This window comes from Prochlorococcus sp. MIT 0701 (assembly GCF_000760295.1).
Taxonomy (GTDB): Bacteria; Cyanobacteriota; Cyanobacteriia; order PCC-6307; family Cyanobiaceae; genus Prochlorococcus.
Window position 1 is genome coordinate 56,277 of record NZ_JNBA01000039.1, and the last position, 17,748, is coordinate 74,024.

General features: G+C 46.3%; 17 protein-coding genes and 1 tRNA gene. 6 read left to right on the plus strand and 12 right to left on the minus strand.

The features are described 5' to 3' along the window. The first annotated feature begins 316 nt into the window (after positions 1-316). Positions 317-390, plus strand: a tRNA-Met gene (locus tag EV12_RS10550). A gap of 289 nt (positions 391-679) precedes the next feature. Here the strand turns inward: EV12_RS10550 and EV12_RS14960 are convergent. The 6 genes from EV12_RS14960 to EV12_RS10580 form a co-directional block, all read right to left on the minus strand. Then, entirely contained in the window at positions 680-1,675 is a 996-nt protein-coding gene (locus EV12_RS14960) for a M23 family metallopeptidase (protein ID WP_036915135.1), read from the minus strand. A 119-nt stretch (positions 1,676-1,794) separates the two neighbouring features. Continuing rightward, positions 1,795-2,295: a tRNA (cytidine(34)-2'-O)-methyltransferase gene (locus EV12_RS10560; RefSeq protein ID WP_036915137.1), complete on the minus strand. Its 501-nt coding sequence runs from the start codon at positions 2,293-2,295 to the stop codon at positions 1,795-1,797. After that, positions 2,292-2,852, minus strand: a complete 561-nt coding sequence (cobU, locus tag EV12_RS10565) for a bifunctional adenosylcobinamide kinase/adenosylcobinamide-phosphate guanylyltransferase (RefSeq protein ID WP_036915139.1) — start codon at positions 2,850-2,852, stop codon at positions 2,292-2,294. Before cobU ends, EV12_RS10560 begins: the two co-directional genes overlap by 4 nt. After that, entirely contained in the window at positions 2,839-3,987 is a 1,149-nt protein-coding gene (gene pxcA, locus EV12_RS10570) for a proton extrusion protein PcxA (protein WP_036915140.1), read from the minus strand. The genes cobU and pxcA overlap by 14 nt, the downstream gene beginning before the upstream one ends. 10 nt (positions 3,988-3,997) lie before the next feature. Further along, entirely contained in the window at positions 3,998-4,681 is a 684-nt protein-coding gene (psb32, locus tag EV12_RS10575; RefSeq protein ID WP_036915142.1) for a photosystem II repair protein Psb32, read from the minus strand. Between the two features lie 33 nt (positions 4,682-4,714). Then, positions 4,715-5,173, minus strand: a complete 459-nt coding sequence (locus EV12_RS10580) for a tellurite resistance TerB family protein (protein WP_081939944.1) — start codon at positions 5,171-5,173, stop codon at positions 4,715-4,717. Positions 5,174-5,190: 17 nt separating this feature from the next. On the opposite strand from EV12_RS10580, the gene EV12_RS10585 reads away from it, so the two are divergent. Further along, entirely contained in the window at positions 5,191-5,814 is a 624-nt protein-coding gene (locus tag EV12_RS10585) for a cofactor assembly of complex C subunit B (protein WP_036915718.1), read from the plus strand. On the opposite strand, the gene lptC is transcribed toward EV12_RS10585, so the two are convergent. Both lptC and metG read right to left on the minus strand, forming a co-directional pair. Beyond that, on the minus strand, positions 5,786-6,913 hold the full coding sequence (lptC, locus tag EV12_RS10590) for an LPS export ABC transporter periplasmic protein LptC (protein WP_241466610.1): 1,128 nt from the start codon (positions 6,911-6,913) through the stop codon (positions 5,786-5,788). The two genes, EV12_RS10585 and lptC, sit on opposite strands and share 29 nt — an antisense overlap. Positions 6,914-6,969: 56 nt before the next feature. Continuing rightward, positions 6,970-8,514, minus strand: coding sequence for a methionine--tRNA ligase (gene metG / locus EV12_RS10595; protein WP_036915148.1), 1,545 nt, complete (start codon positions 8,512-8,514; stop codon positions 6,970-6,972). A 196-nt stretch (positions 8,515-8,710) separates the two neighbouring features. On the opposite strand from metG, the gene EV12_RS14295 reads away from it, so the two are divergent. From EV12_RS14295 to EV12_RS10605, 3 genes are all read left to right on the plus strand, one after another. After that, on the plus strand, positions 8,711-8,935 hold the full coding sequence (locus tag EV12_RS14295) for a hypothetical protein (protein ID WP_036915150.1): 225 nt from the start codon (positions 8,711-8,713) through the stop codon (positions 8,933-8,935). A 125-nt stretch (positions 8,936-9,060) separates the two neighbouring features. Next, positions 9,061-9,216, plus strand: a complete 156-nt coding sequence (locus EV12_RS14965; protein ID WP_152562391.1) for a Mo-dependent nitrogenase C-terminal domain-containing protein — start codon at positions 9,061-9,063, stop codon at positions 9,214-9,216. Continuing rightward, entirely contained in the window at positions 9,213-11,024 is a 1,812-nt protein-coding gene (locus EV12_RS10605) for an FAD-dependent oxidoreductase (protein ID WP_052039591.1), read from the plus strand. Before EV12_RS14965 ends, EV12_RS10605 begins: the two co-directional genes overlap by 4 nt. A 38-nt stretch (positions 11,025-11,062) precedes the next feature. Here EV12_RS10605 and EV12_RS10610 read toward each other — a convergent pair whose 3' ends face one another. Genes EV12_RS10610 through rpmG form a run of 3 tightly spaced genes read right to left on the minus strand, consistent with a single transcriptional unit; the run spans position 11,063 to position 13,580 of the window. Further along, positions 11,063-13,114, minus strand: coding sequence for a ribonuclease catalytic domain-containing protein (locus EV12_RS10610; RefSeq protein WP_036915152.1), 2,052 nt, complete (start codon positions 13,112-13,114; stop codon positions 11,063-11,065). Between the two features lie 11 nt (positions 13,115-13,125). Beyond that, the gene (gene rpsR / locus EV12_RS10615; protein WP_011130118.1) at positions 13,126-13,347 is read right to left on the minus strand and encodes a 30S ribosomal protein S18; all 222 of its coding nucleotides are present in this window, start codon (positions 13,345-13,347) and stop codon (positions 13,126-13,128) included. Positions 13,348-13,385: 38 nt separating this feature from the next. Next, positions 13,386-13,580: a 50S ribosomal protein L33 gene (gene rpmG / locus EV12_RS13275; protein WP_011130117.1), complete on the minus strand. Its 195-nt coding sequence runs from the start codon at positions 13,578-13,580 to the stop codon at positions 13,386-13,388. Positions 13,581-13,703: 123 nt separating this feature from the next. Here rpmG and pheT point away from each other — a divergent pair, with 123 nt between their 5' ends. Beyond that, the gene (pheT, locus tag EV12_RS10620) at positions 13,704-16,214 is read left to right on the plus strand and encodes a phenylalanine--tRNA ligase subunit beta (RefSeq protein ID WP_036915153.1); all 2,511 of its coding nucleotides are present in this window, start codon (positions 13,704-13,706) and stop codon (positions 16,212-16,214) included. Here pheT and rlmD read toward each other — a convergent pair. Beyond that, the gene (gene rlmD, locus EV12_RS10625; RefSeq protein ID WP_036915155.1) at positions 16,204-17,601 is read right to left on the minus strand and encodes a 23S rRNA (uracil(1939)-C(5))-methyltransferase RlmD; all 1,398 of its coding nucleotides are present in this window, start codon (positions 17,599-17,601) and stop codon (positions 16,204-16,206) included. The two genes, pheT and rlmD, sit on opposite strands and share 11 nt — an antisense overlap. Between the last annotated feature and the right edge of the window lie 147 nt (positions 17,602-17,748).

Genomic DNA, 17,748 nt, shown 5'->3' on the forward strand with positions numbered 1-17,748 from the left:
AATGAACGCAGCCTTGCTTCTGCTACCCCCTCATCTAAGGCCCCCAGAAGATCCCTCGATTAGCGAATTGCTACATCAATGATCAATGAGAAATAGTCTGGATACTGGATTGGCTCGCCTGCGGTGTGTGTCGGGTTGGGCTCCATTCGAAGAATATTGGCCAGGATCAAAGCGAGGGATATTTGCGCGAGAACCTCACTACCGCTGGAAGAATCCTCTAAAGGCAAAGTCAGATCGTCTTCGGAACTTGGATCGTGTGCTGTTGAAGATGCTGATGAACCGTGCTGACTCGTTGCGATGTAATGTATCCCGGCAGGTCAGAGTAGCTCAGCTGGTTAGAGCGACGGACTCATAACCCGTAGGTCGGGAGTTCAAGTCTCCCCTCTGACATTGTCCCCTTTTCATAGAGATTTCTTATCCCACTGATAGGAGTAGGAGCGGCTTACCCTTTTGCAAATCAAACTATGAGTTTTTGCTCTTTTGGGGTCTCCACTCCGCTAGTCCGCCTCCTTATGGAGCGAGTCGACCATTGTCTTCTGTCTCGAATTAAGCTTCTTGGCTTGGCGGGACTCTCTCTATCAGTTTCTCTAGCTCCAGCGAAGACGTAGAGGTTTCAGGGAGCTTCTGATTCGCAAGCACTGGCATGGCACGGCTGAACCCCGCAGTGCAGCCGTTCTGATCAGACCTTATTAGATGGAAGCAACGTGACTGGATTCATTGCTAAGCCACCCTTCTTTCGGATCTCAAAATGGAGATGTGGCCCAGTGCTCCGACCTGTGCTGCCCATCTTCGAGATCGTTACTCCTTGCGGTATGAACTGACCTCTGCGAACCAAAATTCGACTGTTGTGGGCATAGCGGGTTGTGGAGCCACCACCATGTGCAATTTCAACGAGGTATCCGTAGGCACCCCTCCATCCGGCATAGGTCACTATTCCGTCTTTTGCTGCAAAAACGGGAGTGCCCACTTTATTGGCGATATCTATGCCTTGATGCATTCTTCCCCATCTCCATCCGAACCCAGATGTGAATACACCTTTAGTAGGCCATATGAAGGTATCAATGCTTCCTAACTCAAGTATGTCATTACTTCTGGTGAACAGATCCACTGTGCTCACTGGTGATTCAACATCTAAGCAGGTGGGGCAATTGCATGGAGAGTCAAGGGAACACTCCTTCTTAAGGATGTTGTTGCTACTAACTTTATTTTGGGTCTGTATTCCGGTTTTTTTCTGATTAAGATCATTCAATGACAATAAACTATTATTATCATTAGACTCTTCGAGTAGTCGACTCAAGCGATTGCTATTTAATTTGTCGTGACTGTTACGAGGGTTATGCAGTAATACCTCCTCAGAAGCCAGGTTACTGATACGCCTCAAGTTGCTATGAGCAGATCTTGGCAAAACAATCCAACTACCTTTACTTATTTCAGCATCTGATGACTTTTTATTGAGTTTTGACAGTTCAGTCGGTTTCAGTCCAAGCTTGCTTGCTAATTGATCTATGGTTATTGGAATGTCTACTTTTATCTGTATCAGTTCCTTTGAATTTGCGCTTGAGATCTTGGCCTTCTCCTGTACAGCAGTATCTGCATAGCCAGGCAAGGATCCAAAGTTTCCTAAAGCAAGCACTGGTGCTGCAAAGGTAGAGATAAGCAACAACAGGGGCTTCATTGAATAAAGTCGATGTTAAGAGCCCGTATCAAGCTGAACTTGTCCGGAGTCCGGGAGAAGTTAGCTGATTTAACCTCGATTAGGCAAGGGGGGGCAGAAGCAAGATTGGTTCGGTTTACTCACCACAGTCCCAGTTGCCGGCCTGCCTCAAAGCTCACGATGGCGCAAGCCACAGACAGGTTCAGGCTCCTTACCCCATCCTGCCCCTCTTCACTTGCTGCTCCAGGCATGAGAATTGTCGTGATCTGATCACACTGCTCACGGATTTTGGTAGGAAGACCGGTGTCCTCACGGCCGAAAAGCAAAACATCTCCGGTTTGGAAACGCATCGAACGGAGGGGGATTCCTCCAAATCTGCTGCAACCGATCAGTCGATGATTTAATGGCAGGCACTGGCGAAATTTATTCAGGTCAGAATGAACTGACAAAGCAACGTGAGGCCAGTAATCAAGTCCTGCTCTACGTAGATAGCGGTCTTCAAGGCTGAACCCAAGAGGTTCAATCAGAGCAAGTGGTATGCGGAAGGCCGCACAGGTTCTGGCGATGTTTCCTGTATTTGGTGGAATCCGTGGCTCGTATAGCGCTACGCATAATGGTGAAAGTCCATTTGGTTCGTTCATGGCACCGCAATACCCAGCTGTTTGAGATTCAATGCTCGACCCTGTAGGACAAGCCAGCTATCTGATGCCAATGGTTCGAGCTGTTGAGATAGCTTCCCAAGACGATCTCTAAAAAGACCTCCATAGGATGTGCTGGGTACAACACCCCAGCCAGTTTCTTCAATGACAATGACGATCTGAGCATCATGTTGTTTGATCGTATCTAGTAGATCGTTCTTAAGGGCTCTCCAATTGCTCGAAGATTGGTCTAGGTGCCATGTAACAAAACCACCTAACGCTTCAATTAAAACAACATCTGATCTTGGCAATTGAGTGATTGCATTTTTAAGGTCTGGTCCAGATTCAATCACTGACCAGTGCTTTGGTCGACGATTACGGTGTTTTTGAAGCCTTTGCTCCCAATTCTGGTCGCAAGCTCTTGTAGGCGAGGTGGCGATATAAGTTACAGACTTAAATTGTTTGACCAAGTGTTCAGCCCATCGACTTTTTCCACCTCTGCTTGGGCCTGAAACTAGGGTAAGGCCATGAAGTATAGGAATAGTGTTAGCTACTACCATTCATTCCACGCAGGGTTGCAACAGATGAGGGAGAGACGCGATTGAGATAACGGAAAATCCAGTACTTGAAGATGGTTGCAAGTATCACAGGGAAGGTGGCGATGAATAAAAGTATGAAATTTTCTCGCGCTGGAAATCCAAAATGATTTGCGATTCCCTGCAATAATACTTGCCATCCTTCAGGACTGTGGAATCCTACAAACATATCTGTAAAAAGAATAATTGCGAATGCCTTTGCAGAGTCACTTAAGCCATAAACTGCTTCGTCTAGGAATCCTCTGAGAACTCTCAACTCTTCCCGATTAATTATACAAACAAAAGCAAAGGCAATTAGTGCTACGAGATCTGCTAGGACATTCTTTACGGCATGTGTGCTTTCTTTATCAGCTTCATCCTTAAGTTGACTTGCTTTTATTGCCAGAACCTTCTGTAGTTCAACTTGACCTGGAATTGAATCACCTTTGAGTAGGGCGTCAAATTCTATCTCTGCCTTAAATACTCTTAGTTTTTCAACCGCCTGTTCTTCAAGTTGGGGTTTGGGATAACTCAGGAACGGAAGCTCAGGGGCTAAGTAGTCAATAGCCGGGGTGATGAGATAAGTTCGGCTCATCTGTTGCACAAGTAACGGCACCAGAATTAGCAGCAAGATGATCTTTAGTGAGACCAGAGTGGAATCGCGACGGCGGCGAAAACCTGCAACCAAAGTCGCTTCGGATGTTGGATCAAGTTGTCGTCGCACCTTATCGAATAAACCAAGAAGAGATCTGGGAAGAGGGTCGGGTGCCCTGCTCATAGAAGTTGATCTTGATGAACTCTTCGGGGCATAGCGATTAACAATCGTCTCAATCAATTGAAATTTTCGATATTCCTGACTGTCAAGTTGACTGATATTAGGCTTAATAGCCTCAAATGTTATACGGCAGATATTTACTGCCGTATGAAATTTACGCAATATGGTTGACTGTAATGATCGTGGAACAGAAAGTTGCAGGTTGGGTCTTATAGGCCGATCTCCGTAGTATTCAAGCTCAAGTGTCTGGATCAGAAGTGCTGCTTCGTAACCACGTTCAAGGTCATTATTGATGTCTATCGATCGAGCTTCCCCAAATGTTCTCATCCAGTCCCTAAGCGTCATGGTGATTGTGTCAGCGAGAGAACACCCACCAAGTGGCCATAGGAACGATGGTGCCGACAACCATCAAGACAACGACCCATAGGGTGGCATTACTGTTTTTTGTTTGTTCTTGTGACGGGATATTGGTTTGCTTAATTGCGCTAAAAGTTTCTATAGGAGGTCCTGGGTCATCCCCTCCATCCAATACGACTTGTAAGCGCGCAATTGCATCAAAAGATGCTTGCTGGTAGCGCTCTCCTCCCACCACTGGTTTATTCATTGTTGTACGGCCAGTGCTCTGCAAAAGGGCGTCCGGCAATGTGCTTTTTAAACTTGTATCTGCTAAGACAACAGTTTGCTTGGTTTGTGCATCTATCAACATCAATAGCAGGGGCAGCTCTTTTTCACCAGCGTTTGTGGACCATCGATCGATCAGTGAACTGCCAATGTTGGAAAGGGAAACACCATAATCAAGTTTACGAAGAGTAATCAAGCGAGCATCAAGTCTTTCGTTTCCGAGCTCAACAAGACGTCCTTCAATCTGAGAACGAGACACTCTGCTGAGGACATCAGCAGAATCGACAACATGGCTTTCAGGCCTTGCAACAGAAAAATCATCTGTTGTTATGGCAAAAGCTCCTGGTACAAGGAGTATCAGACCCAGGAGGATGCTGATCAGAACACCGAGAACGCGGCTTGACCTCAGAACAGGCATCAGTTCAACAACAGCTGATATTGCAGTCTGACGTCAGCTGAGCAAGCTGTCTCGATTCAGAGCAGAAATTGCTTGAATCACAATCCTTGCTCGACCAGAAGGTAAGTCAAGCTTGCAAGCCAGATCCTCCAGGAAAGCGGCTTCCTCCTTTGAGACCTCGCGATCTGAATGGACTAACTGGGCGGCGACTGCCAAGGCACTTTCCTGTTGGAGCGAAGACAGGGCAGGTAAGGCTTTGCTAATGAGTCCATCTACACCCTCCTGGCGCAACAGTTTTAGGTGTTGATCAAAGAGCTCTCCCATAGCGGCTTCAGAGCGCTCTCGATAGGGGTATCTGAATTCAAGTTGGCGACGAAGGGCATGAGCTTCGTCGCGACCGAGAACCCCGTCACAAGCAACGGCGGCGAGGGCCACTGCTGCAAAGGCTTCAGCATCGGTCATGAAAGATGGAACAACACAACCCATTTGAGCAAGAGTGCGTGGATCTGACATCACTTTTGTTTCGTTCGATGCGACCAGCTGCGCGTATTTCCCTTATTGCAGGGCTGTTGACCCTGTCTTTGGCAGCATTTAATGCCTTGACAGTGGACCTTGTCACCCCGAGTTTTCAGCGTGCTGAGGTCTTGGCTGGCGTTGCTGCCGTTGGGTTGATGCTTATGGCAGTGTTATGGACACAAGCGAGCCCGATGGCTCCCAGCAAGCAGATCCTTGAGGGAAACCAGACATTCGAGTTAGTAGAGGGATTGAACGATGTATTACAAAAAGAACTTGCCTGGGGAAGTCATTTATTACTTACGGCAACCCCAGCCGCAGTGATTCTAGTGTATTGGAATAATGAAGTTCTTTTACGTCGAGGAATCAGCGGTAATGGAACATTCATTCCAGGTGAGATCTGTAAACAGGCCAGAGATCGATGTGAATTGATTTCTTTAGTGAACACATCACTGTTTCCTGGAAGAATCGAATTCAATCCAATTGTTGAGAATTTGCCTGCTGTTATGGTGTATCCATTAGCATCAAATGGTTGGGTTGTGCTGGGTGGATGTTCTGAGCGATGTTTTAGTCGCTCAGATGAACTCTGGTTGATTGGATGGTCGCAACGTCTTAGAACTGAATTGGAGGAGAGGACTTAGAGGAAGGTTTTAATTTCTCCTCACTTCCTTCAATTGTTAGTTGTGATCTGACTTTAGAACCAGATGATGAGAAAGACACTGTTCCCTCCTCTCCAATTCGTCCTTCTAGTTTATCACTTTTAGTAATATGATTATTTGCATCTCGTTTTAAAATTACATCGCCAATTGCCTGGACCTCCTCGGTTCTCCAATTCCAAATACATTTTTCAGCGTTGAGTTGTTCGCCAGGCTGACTGAGTTCACAATTCTGGGGAATCTCTACTCTTGTATGGGCAAGATCAACTTTAAAACTGTTTCCTCGATAGGTTGATTTTTCCTGAGTTGCAATGAAAGGCTGATTGCTTTCAAGCTTTTCGCTATTAAATTTCCAGCGCGTTGTTTGCGCAAGTAAACTTGCTTTTTGTTCTGGAATCATCAGTGTAACAGGCTTGATTAGATCGAGGTAGCCCTTCTTCGTGTTTCCTTGCAACCTTGTGGCTGTAAGTTGCTGTGGAATATCATTTTTACTTACAATTCGGTGGCCAAGGATTGGCCCCATAGCATTAAGTTTACCGCTGTCTAGATTCCAAAGGCCATTGCGACCACGGATCACAATGGAGGGGTCTTGATTGTTATTCCGTTGTTTTTCCCAACGTTCAAATTTTGTTGGACCTTTAAATACAAGCTCTTGGGTTAACTGTTGAAACAATACTTTCTTGGCACTAATTCTTGAAATGTTGTCAAGAGCTTGGGGTCGTTGCTCAATCACCATCTTCGACTCGTTAGGTGACCAACGCAAACGATCACCAATGATCAACACTTTTTCTCCTGTAAGCTGCTGAACCATTACATTTCCCTCAAGCAGCACTGTCTCACCATCATTTAAAACTGTGGCGGCCTGGGCACTAATTTCAAATGATGGTTTGTTCTCTTTGTACAGAACACCCTCTGGGTTGCGAGCCCTTACAACCCTGCTGCCTAATTCATAGCGAGCTAAGGGGCTATTTAGGTCCCAGTCTCGTGAACCGTCAGCTTGCTTGTGGCGAAGTTCTAGAGATTTAAATACAAAAGGAACTGATGACTTCTTCTGTATTGATGGTGACTCCTGACATCCCACCATCGTTAAGATCAGCAGCAGACTGCCAAGATGGCGTGATGGTAGAAGGTTTAATCGCATTAGAGTGAAGAAGAGAGTTCTAGCCTTTGCATTACGGGTTGAGAGGGTGGCAATAAAGCTCCACTTTCCAATTGTCCCCAAGTTAAACAGTTAGACCAATCGTTGCCATCAATACTGAGTCCCAATTGGCTTAGTAAACGTTCGCTTAGAGAAGGTACAAGAGGATTAATTAATAGTCCTACAAGTCGACAGGCTTCTAAAACTGCGTATAAATCATCAGCCACGTCGGCTTCATTCCCAGCCGTCTTCATCCGACTCCAAGGTGCCGTCTCATTGAGGTAGACGTTGGCTGCAATAGCCAATTTAAGGATCGCCTCAGCCGCATCCTGAAAAGCCATTGAGGGCATTGATTCACGCACGATGGTAATTGTTGTTTCAGCAGTGGTCACTAGAGGATGACCGTAATCTATTTCATTCCGATGTGAAGGGACAGATCCTTCAAACCATTTTCTTGACATAGACGAAGTTCTGTTCAGGAGATTTCCGATTGTATTTGCCAAGTCGTTATTGACTAAATCCATGAAGCGTTGCTGCTGAAAGTCACCATCATGACCAAACTGGATGTCACGTAATAAATACCATCGAACAGCATCTGGACCACACATCTCAAGGAGTTTTTCTGGATCAAGCACATTTCCTAGTGATTTACCCATCTTTTGACCTTCACGAGTGAGAAAGCCGTGGCCAAAAACTTGTTTTGGCAAGGGTAAGCCAGCTGAGATGAGCATTGCGGGCCAGTAGATTGCATGAAAACGGAGGATATCCTTGCCAATTAAATGTACTGACGCCGGCCATCCACACTCCTCAAGACGTTCTAGCCGAACCTGGCCACCATCATCTAAAAGAGCACTTAAATAGCCTACAAGCGCATCAAACCAGACATAAAAAGTGTGTTTTGGATAACCAGGTACTGGTAAGCCCCAATCAACATCAACTCTTGAAATTGAAAAATCCCTAAGACCCTGAGCTGCAAAATTCTGTATTTCATGCCGGCGACTTACTGGCGAGATGAAATCAGGCTGCGAAATGAGATCTTCGATTTGTGATTGGAATCGGGAAAGTCGGAAAAAAAGATTCTCCTCATCCCTCCATTCAAGAAGCTTCTGATGAATAGGGCAGCAAGGTGACTGGGCTTGTGGAGGTTCGTCCTTGTATTCTTCACAACCGACGCAATACCAACCCTGCTGCCGACCAAGATACACATCGCCTGAGGTCTCGACACGTTGAAAAAAAGCCTCGACTAGTAACTGATGGCGGTGGCTGGTAGTACGAATGAAGCGATCATTTGAAATACCCCAGCGAGACCAAAGATTTTGATAACTCATTGTGATCTGATCACAATGTTGTTGGGGGCTGATTTTATTAAATTCTGCTGTGCGTTGAATCTTCTGGCCATGTTCATCCACACCAGTAACAAACACGACCTCCTTGCCTTCTAGTCGCTGGAAACGAGCCAGTGCATCACAGGCCATGGTCGTGTACATGCTGCCTAGATGGGGCTTGTCATTGACGTAGTAAAGAGGGGTTGTAATGGTATAGGTCATCATTGAGGAGAGTTTCTGCTGCTGTGCAGAGCGGCCGGATCCTAACCAGACAACTCATTTCAGCTTATTGATCGTCTGCCGTCATCTCTCAGACCAAGCCTTGCCTTCCTAGCGTGGTGCTCTTCGGCGGCTAGAGCAAGCAGACGGATATTTTGACGCCCTCAATCCTCAACGACTTGATGAAAACCTAGCTGAGATGCTGCCGGATGCACCGCTTAACAGGCATTCTCAAGCATTACACGATACAAAAAAACTCGTAAGCCACTTTGCTGCGGCCCCGATCCAGTCAGCAGACTTTCTGGGTACACCGATTGTGGTAGCCAATGGTAGATATGGCCATATCAGAACAGAAGAACTGACTATGGTTAAGGTTTTGGCAGCTGCGCTTGATATTCAGATGATCTCATTCTTGGCTTGGTGAAAGTGATCAAGACCTTCGACCTTTGGCTTCCATCTCGCACTGGCTTGATGATTTGATCCTCATGACACTCTTATCTCCAAATTCATCGTGCACATGATTGTGGGGCAATGTCTTTTTGAGAGTAAATGCAGAATTTTGTGCTGGAGATTGTTCATATTTCGACGATGATCAAGTTAAACCGCCTCTACGAACAATTTGTTGCGCTTCGCCATCGTTGTTTAAGCAGCCTTTGTCATGAAGCTCAATTGCTTTCTGGCAAAGACGATCATGTTGAGGGATGACAGTGTCTGCGACCAAAACTTGTTCCACTGCACAGGTGCCCTTGGTGGTCTGGGGTGGAGGCACAGGAGGCGTCGCATCAGCCGTACAAGCTGCTCGACATGGAATTAGAACTCTGTTGTTAACACCAGGCGCGTGGCTTGGCGGAATGGTCAGTGCAGCAGGAGTTGCGGCTCCAGACGGCCATGAACTCAGTTGCTGGCAGACAGGACTGTGGGGGGCCTTTCTTCAAGAAATCGCCAAAGTTGAACAGGATGGACTGGATCAGAACTGGGTGAGTTGCTTTGGTTTTAATCCCGCTCGCGCAGAAGAGGTTTTGCGGAGCTGGGTAATAGATCTCCCCAACCTCGAATGGTGGTCAGATGTCCAGCTCAAATCACTGTTACGTGAGGGAGATCGCCTTGTCTTGCTTGAGCTGGAGATTGAAGGGCGACAGCATCAACTGCGTTTCGACTTATTCATTGATGGAAGTGATTTAGGCGACAGCTTTTCCCTCGCAGACATTTCTCATCGTTGGGGTTGGGAATCACAAGAACTCTGGAATGAGCCAAGCGCCCCTTCGTCAAAACAATTGAATTCAGATCCATTCTTTGCTAGCCAGCCTGTTCAATCCCCTACTTGGGTTGTGATGGGTCAACTCGATCAACAAGCAAAATCACCTTCATCACCAGTGTGCTTGCCTCGACCATTTGAAGCTGCAACTCAGACATTTGGTTTTGAGCGCACCGTTACCTATGGCCGCCTTCCAGGTGGTCTAGTGATGCTCAATTGGCCCCTTCATGGAAACGACTGGCATAGAGACTTGGAGCGTATTCGCAGCTCAGACGACAAAATTAAAAACCAGCTTGCTGATGAAATGCAGCTGTATAGCTTGTCATTCCTACAAGCTCTTCAAACAGTTAGTGAGGGTTGGATTAACCCTGGCAAGGTGTTTCCAGGGATCAATAAAAGCCTTGCATTGATGCCCTATTGGCGAGAAGGGCGCCGCCTTAAAGGTCAATACACCTTAGTGGAAAGAGATCTTCTGCCATTAGCCTCTGGTGCTGCCAGAGGACCAATTCCCTTAGATAAACAGGGACGTTGCACCAGTATTGCCGTAGGGACTTACGCTAATGATCATCATTATCCTGGTAGAGATTGGCCCTTAGCCTCAAAAAGTTGCAGATGGGGTGGGAGATGGACAGGTACTCCATTCTGCATTCCTTATGGAGTTCTACTAAGTAGCGAAGTGGAGAACATACTGATAGCTGACAAGGCCTTCAGTGTGAGTCACATTGCCAATGGTGCAACTCGATTACAACCAATGATTTTCAATCTTGGCCAGGCTGCTGGAATGGCAGCAGCTATTGCTTTGAAAAAGAGGCTTCAACCAGCAGAAGTTGATGTTTCTGAAATACAACATGAACTATTGCATGATATTTATGCCCCAGCCGCTATTGTTCCAATTTGGGATTGGCCTGCATGGCACCCTCACTGGCGTAATGCTCAGAAATTTGTTTTGGCGCAACCAGATTGCCTCAGCCACCATGGAGTAATTAAAGGTAATAATCTTAAAACAAACGTAGGAGAAATGCCTCTACCACATCAAACGCCACTCAATAAACATGTAAGAAAGTTTTCAGGAACACTACGTATTCATTCTGATCAGACATTTTCTCTTAACACCAAGTTTAAATCCTGGCAATTAATAACCCTAGAACCGGCATTAAAGCGGTGGCTAGAATCATGCGAAGACCAACAGAATGTACACCTTTTAGCAGTTGCTAATCCATGGGGACCATGGCTGAGGTTGATTCGCGTTTTAGATTAATAGCAGCTTTTGGTAGATTGTATGCTTACGTTGAGGATCTACTTGGCGACAAACTCAATCTGATCAGTCAGTGGATCAACAAAAAGAACTCTCATGATCAATGCAAGACCTGGACTAGGGTCGATCAAACCATTGAGCTTGCAGGCAAGATCCATAGCAAGGCATTCCACATGCACAAGTGCAATTTGATCTTGTGGCCTCAACCAGCGCAGGAATAGGGCGGGCCATTGTTCATGGCGATTTTTTAAAAACCACACCTTTTGCCAGTGTCGCTGGTCTTCGCGTTGGATTTGCTGTGCTTGGCGAAGAGGGTCTTCAAGTGCATCCAACTGCACCATGAGATCATGCTCGCTTAATGGAACTGAGCCTCCTAAGTGAGCCACCACCTGTCGATGGGCAAGTAAGTCTGCATAGCGACGGATCGGCGAACTGGCTTGTACGTAGGCAGAGAGGCCTAGACTGAAATGGGCCATCGGACGAGTACCAAGGACACCTCGGCTAAGGCAACGCTTGATCGCGGCATGTCGTACAGGTCCTTCAATCAACTGAGACAAGTCAGTTGCACTTGGTAGTTGAGTCGGAGGCTGACTGCGATAGGGCAGAGCAAGGTTTTGATGCTTTCCAAATTCAGCAATAACAGTACCCATCAGGATCATGGCTTCGCTTACTAGCCGTCTGGCTGGACTTGACTCAACAACATGAAGCTCAGGCTGATCATCCTTTACTTGGAATCGTCCTTCAGATTGTTCAAGCATCAGAGCACCTTGTCGCTCACGCCAGAATTGGCGTTTTTTTAGCAGGATTGCGAGTGTGGAAAGATCTTCATCACCAGGAGGCGCAAGCTCAATCAATTCATCCCCATCTTCATAAGTGAGTCGATAGCAGGGGCGAATCCAGGTACGAGAAACACGTGTGTCGGCTATACATCCTGATTCGTCTAGAAGCACACCAACACTCAACGATGCACAGCGACGGCCAGCTCTAAGACTGAGAACTTCAGCAGCAAAACTCAATGGCAGCATTGGTCTTAGGCCATCAGCCAAGTAGAGACTGGTTGCTCTTGCACGCGCCTCAAGATCTAAGGGACTGTCTACAGGAATAAGCCTTGCCGGATCAGCAATATGGATCCAAATCCAGTTGTATTGATCAACACACTGCAAGGAGATTGCATCATCAATTTCCTGAGTTTGGTGATCGTCGAGGGTGTAGGTCCTTAAAGCACTCAAATCAAGACGATTATCATCGCTTGCAAAAGATAGTTGCTCAAACTTATTGAGTAATTGGTCCGCTTGAGCTTGTACACTCCCTTCAAAGTTTTTTGTCCAGATACTGCCTTTGAGAGTTGTTAGATCGTGTGGATCACGCCAGCCTTTCTTGATTAACCAATGACGGAGGTCGCTAAGCGATCTACCCAACTTTAAATCTTTAATAAGCTCAAGAGCTTGTTCATCCGTTAATAAGGCATCCTCTGGACCGTCAGCAAGCTCGATTAAACGGTTGATCGTTAACTGAAGATCCGAGGGTAATTCCTGCCACTGATCTTTGCTCAGAGGTGAATCTGAATTCAACAATTCTAGAGAATCTAGGCGTTGCTGCGCTCGAGATTCTTGCTTGCGTCGCAGATGGCGGATGCGGCGTAGATCAATAAGTTGACGTGCTTCGACCATGTGGTCACGTCGAACTCGGAATAAAGGTTGGTCGCCATTAAGCCAAAACCATAATGCGGCGAGATGGATAGGATCGTTATTATTAAGCAGTAAATCAGCTATTTCCGTAATTTTGAGTGCTGTTGGTGAAGTCTTACTTTTTCGCCTTTCGCCTTCAAGTAATCGCCAACCAGCAATTAAATCGCGTGAATTAAGACTAAGGTTACGGACCTCATTCATGGTGGGTAGAGATGTCTCCACCTCAACCATATTGAGATTTTGCTTCAGAACGGACAGCTCTCGACTGGCTAGCTGTTGTTCTCGGCGTGTTCCTGCAACTCTTACGTTTGCCCGGCTGCCCTTCAGTGAAGTTAGCAGGCCAATTTGTGGTTGACCTTTCAAAACAAAGCCAACTAAATCACCCTGCTGAAGAGAAGGCGTCAAAGGTGTTGCAATCAGCCTTCTGGATTCACGAATGGCAAAAGTGCAATAATACGCGCACGTTTTACAGCATTAGTAAGGTCTCGTTGTTGCTTAGACGTTAGGCCTGTAAGGCGCCTAGGCAGAATCTTGCCACGATCAGTAATGAACTTCTTGAGAAGATCAACATCCTTGTAGTCGATGGGATCGCCAGGCTTAATTGGCGATAGCCGCTTTTTAAAAAAGGAACTGGACATGATTTAAAAGGGCTGGAATGTGTGTTGAAACTGCTGAGTCACTTGATCTCCTTGTGAGGAGTTGACTTATTGCAGTGAGGACAGAACTTCTTGATTTCCAGCCGTTCGGTGGTGTTTCGACGGTTCTTTTCAGTGGTGTAGCGAGACACCCCCGGAGACCTCTTGGCGGGATTGGACCGGCATTCGTTGCACTCAAGAGTGATCACGATCCGGACGCCCTTGTTTTTGGCCATAAAGGACGTTGCGCCGCAGTTGCGATGCGTAGTGAAGAACTAAGATCCTACAGGGCAGCCTCACATGACTTGACGCCTTCGTTCTCTTGCTTCGTAAGATCTTTGGCTGCATCTAGCTGATCCATGCGGGTTCCTCTCTCCTGGCTGCAGGATCTAGTACAGCTGAATGAGACCGTCGAGATCCTCGCCGAAGGCCTATCGATGGCTGGATTTGAGATTGAGGCTATTGAGGATTTAGCTAGTCATGCACAAGGCGTGGTCGTTGGCTTGGTGAAAGACCATCAACCCCACCCCAATGCCGACAAACTCAGTGTTTGTCAGGTGGATGTGGGGTCGGGCGAATGTCTTCAGATCGTCTGTGGGGCTCAAAATGTTCGGACTGGTATACACGTACCCGTTGCCATGGTTGGAGCAACCCTCCCAGCAGTCGGAATCAAGATCAAAGCCAGTCAACTTCGGGGGGTGCCAAGTCAAGGAATGATCTGCTCTCTAGCGGAATTGGGACTGGAATCAAATTGTGATGGAATAGCCATCCTTGAAGAGATCGCTGAAAACGTTCCAAACCTCGGCCAGCCTGTAGGCCCTCTGTTCGGACTCGATGACACAGTGCTTGAGTTGGCAATCACAGCCAATCGCCCCGATGGAATGTCGATGGTTGGTATCGCAAGGGAAGTCGCTGCTTTAACAGGAGCAAGCCTGCAGCTCCCACAGCTTGATATGGCACCAATCCATAAGTCTTTTACGCCTGATTCCACCAGTTCTGTGTCCATGCTCAAGGGTGGTCTTTATGGCTTAACCGCCTTGGAGAATGTGGATGGTGGATTAACGTCGCCTGCCTGGATAAAGCAACGCTTGGAGCGTTCAGGATTGAAATCAGTGAATGGTGTTGTCGATATTACAAATCTGGTGATGTTGGAGCAAGGCCAGCCATTGCATGCATTTGATATTGATGCACTCGAAATGATCACAGGTCAAACAGTTTCCGCAGAATGTTTTGGCCTTCGCCAAGCCAGAAATAATGAAGTTTTTAATGGCCTAGATGGACATCAACTTGCACTCAACGAAAACTGCCAGATCGTTACTTGCCATCACATTCCTGTAGCGATTGCGGGTGTTATGGGTAGTGCTGAAAGCGGCGTGTCTGCAAAGACAAGACGTATATGGCTGGAATCTGCAATGTTTACCCCAACTGCCGTGAGAACTACGTGCCGAGCTCTTGGCTTGAGGACCGATGCAAGCAGTCGCTTTGAGAAAGGTTTGCCTATTGAAATGACTTTGGCATCAGCCCGTCGAGCTGTGACACTAATGGAGGAACATCTAGGTATTAAATCAAATGGATGTTGGGTATATGGTGAGCTCCTAAAAACTGCTGAGCCGGTAAAACTTCGCCGCAACGCTATCCATCGTCTACTCGGACCGGTAGCTGAAGAAGTAAGTAATGAGTTCCTACTAAGCAGCCTCGAAGGTGATCTGCTTAGTTCGAAAGCTGATGAGAATGATCATAGGTATCTAGAAGACGAGATTATCGAACGCTCGTTGCTAGCTCTCGGATGCGAGTTGGCTCCCTGCGAAGACGGCTGGTTGGTCACAGTTCCACCAACACGTCGGAGAGATCTTTCGCGAGAGGTTGATCTGATCGAAGAGGTTTCTCGGCTTGTTGGCTTTGACCGCTTTGAGGCCCATCTGCCAGACCCAATTGAGCCTGGTGGTTTGACGAATACACAAACAGCTGAACGCCTATTGAGGCAGATGTTGTCCGGAGCAGGTTTGCAGGAGGTCACAACTTTGTCGTTAGTAGGTGCGGACAATGATGAACCACAACGGATTGCAATTAGCAACCCTTTACTGGCTGAGACCAGCCACCTGCGTACTAATCTTTGGGAGGAGCATCTACGCATTTGCCAACGTAATCTCCAGTCATCGCAGCCTGGTTGTTGGTTATATGAAATAGGTAATGTCTATACACAAACTGGAGAGCAGATCAACCAACGTGCTGTTCTTGGTGGCGTGATCTGTGCAGAGCGAAGGTTTGAACGATGGAGTACAAACGGGAAGATCAAGTCAATGACATATCACCAGGCACGCGGTCAGCTTGCCCAGGTATTTAAAGGGTTGAAATTGGACATTAACGACCTTCCCCTCAAGGACAATCCTTCACTTCATCCTGGACGTTCAGCTGAATTATTTGTCGAAGGTAAACTTCTTGGACATTTTGGTCAGCTTCATCCAGCACTGTCTGAGCGCCTTGATCTACCTGAAGCAACCTATCTATTCGCGTTGGACTTGCAGTACATCATCCAAGCTGCGACACGATCTAATCGATGGACCCCTATCTTCCGACCATTTCCGACAGTTCCAGCAATGGAACTTGATTTAGCTGTGATCGTTTCAAGGGAGTGTAGCTGTTCAGATTTGATGCAAGCCATTCGAAAAGCTGGTAAACCTCTTCTAGAGCATGTTGAGCTTATTGATCGTTTTGAGGGTGGGCAGCTTGATCATGATTCTTGCAGTCAAGCGTTCAGGTTGCGTTATCGGAGTAAAGACAGCACACTTAGTGAAGACAGGGTTAACCCGATTCACGAGAAGGTACGTCAAGCACTTGTAAAGCAATTTTCTGCAGAGCTCAGGAGCTAATACGAATTAACAGTGCCAGACACTCGATATGCATTGTTTGTGGGAAGAAATCAATTGGTTGTAATTGATCAATCTCATAGGGTCCATTTGGTGCTATCAATTGCTTGAGGTCACGAGCTAATGTGGCAGCGTCACAACTAAGATATGCCACTCTCTCAGGACGAACTATAAGGATTGTCTTAATCACCATTTGATCTAAACCTTTACGCGGTGGATCCAGAACTAAAACATCATGATGTCGAAGTGTTTTGGCTAGTAACAAGGAAACATCACCACACATGAACGAAGCATTGTTAAGATTATTCCGCAAGGCATTCTTATTTGCTTGAGCAATAGCTTCGGCATGTAGTTCAAGGCCTACTACTTGATAACCAGCTGCGGCTAAGGGAAGTGAAATTGTGCCAATTCCACAATATGCATCAATTATTTTGATGTCCAATAAAGTAGTAGCCAACCAATCACGTAATTTCACGATTATCCGTTCTGCTTGAATAGTATTTACTTGAAAAAATGTTGTGGTAGAAAGCAATAATGAGAGATCACAAAAATTCTCCTCAATTTCGAGATCACCAGCGAGTAATATAGTTTCTTGACCAAGGATAAGGTTGTTCCTCTGCCGTTGGATATTTAAAGTAATTCCTCTCACTTCAGGCCAGCGACGATACCAGTCATTGGCTTGTTGATGTAGGCCAGAGAGATCATTGGTACTACTTACCAGTGTGATTAGAACTTGTCTTGTTTTTTGGCCAATACGAATGCCTAGATGCCGGAGTCCTTCGCCAGAAGATAGGTCTGAATCTGCTGGCCAATCATGCTGTTGAAGATCATCTTTGATCAAAGCCAGATATTGATCGATACCTCGGTCCAGCACCGGACATCGATTGAGATCAATAATTTGGTGACTACCGCGTCGGTAATACCCCATAAGTAACTGTCCTTTTCTATTGCGATAAAGAGGAATTAAAGCTCTATTTCGATATCCAAGAGTTCTAGTATAATCATTCATTATTGGCTCTATTCTATGATCCAATTGACCTAAACGAAGAAGTGTTTCCCGCAGATGACTTTGCTTTAATAAACTCTGTTCTTGATCGTCAAGGTGTTGTATTGAGCAACCTCCACATTCATTAGCTATTTGGCATGGGGGGGATCTACGACCTGATACCGTCTCAATTGACTTAACCTTCTTGGCAAACAACTGGCTTCGATGTCGTTTCACAATCTCTATTTGTGCACGTTCTCCAGGTAGAAGGTCATTGACTATTACAACCCAATTATTCCATCTCGCCAGTCCATTACCATGACGATCTAAATCTATGCCTGTGATCTCAAACTTTTCCCCTGGTGATGGTGTTGTTGTTAAATTTGAGTTTGTAGAGTCTTTCATACCAAGTCATCACATGGATTAGCCATGACAACAGAATCAACACTGTTAATCAATAAATTGTAAACATCCAGATGTGTGGTATTCGATTGAGAAAACATAATCCTAGTCACATCCAGCAGACTTTCAAGTGTTCGGATGCTGATCCAT

Bases quoted from the DNA above. Each gene is read 5' to 3' on its own strand.
- EV12_RS14960 (WP_036915135.1), bottom strand. From the start codon at position 1,675: ATGAAGCCCCTGTTGTTGCTTATCTCTACCTTTGCAGCACCAGTGCTT.
- EV12_RS10560 (WP_036915137.1), bottom strand. From the start codon at position 2,295: ATGAACGAACCAAATGGACTTTCACCATTATGCGTAGCGCTATACGAG.
- cobU (WP_036915139.1), bottom strand. From the start codon at position 2,852: ATGGTAGTAGCTAACACTATTCCTATACTTCATGGCCTTACCCTAGTT.
- pxcA (WP_036915140.1), bottom strand. From the start codon at position 3,987: ATGACGCTTAGGGACTGGATGAGAACATTTGGGGAAGCTCGATCGATA.
- psb32 (WP_036915142.1), bottom strand. From the start codon at position 4,681: ATGCCTGTTCTGAGGTCAAGCCGCGTTCTCGGTGTTCTGATCAGCATC.
- EV12_RS10580 (WP_081939944.1), bottom strand. From the start codon at position 5,173: ATGTCAGATCCACGCACTCTTGCTCAAATGGGTTGTGTTGTTCCATCT.
- EV12_RS10585 (WP_036915718.1), top strand. From the start codon at position 5,191: ATGCGACCAGCTGCGCGTATTTCCCTTATTGCAGGGCTGTTGACCCTG.
- lptC (WP_241466610.1), bottom strand. From the start codon at position 6,913: ATGGTGGGATGTCAGGAGTCACCATCAATACAGAAGAAGTCATCAGTT.
- metG (WP_036915148.1), bottom strand. From the start codon at position 8,514: ATGACCTATACCATTACAACCCCTCTTTACTACGTCAATGACAAGCCC.
- EV12_RS14295 (WP_036915150.1), top strand. From the start codon at position 8,711: ATGCTGCCGGATGCACCGCTTAACAGGCATTCTCAAGCATTACACGAT.
- EV12_RS14965 (WP_152562391.1), top strand. From the start codon at position 9,061: ATGCAGAATTTTGTGCTGGAGATTGTTCATATTTCGACGATGATCAAG.
- EV12_RS10605 (WP_052039591.1), top strand. From the start codon at position 9,213: ATGACAGTGTCTGCGACCAAAACTTGTTCCACTGCACAGGTGCCCTTG.
- rpsR (WP_011130118.1), bottom strand. From the start codon at position 13,347: ATGTCCAGTTCCTTTTTTAAAAAGCGGCTATCGCCAATTAAGCCTGGC.
- rpmG (WP_011130117.1), bottom strand. From the start codon at position 13,580: ATGGCCAAAAACAAGGGCGTCCGGATCGTGATCACTCTTGAGTGCAAC.
- pheT (WP_036915153.1), top strand. From the start codon at position 13,704: ATGCGGGTTCCTCTCTCCTGGCTGCAGGATCTAGTACAGCTGAATGAG.
- rlmD (WP_036915155.1), bottom strand. From the start codon at position 17,601: ATGAAAGACTCTACAAACTCAAATTTAACAACAACACCATCACCAGGG.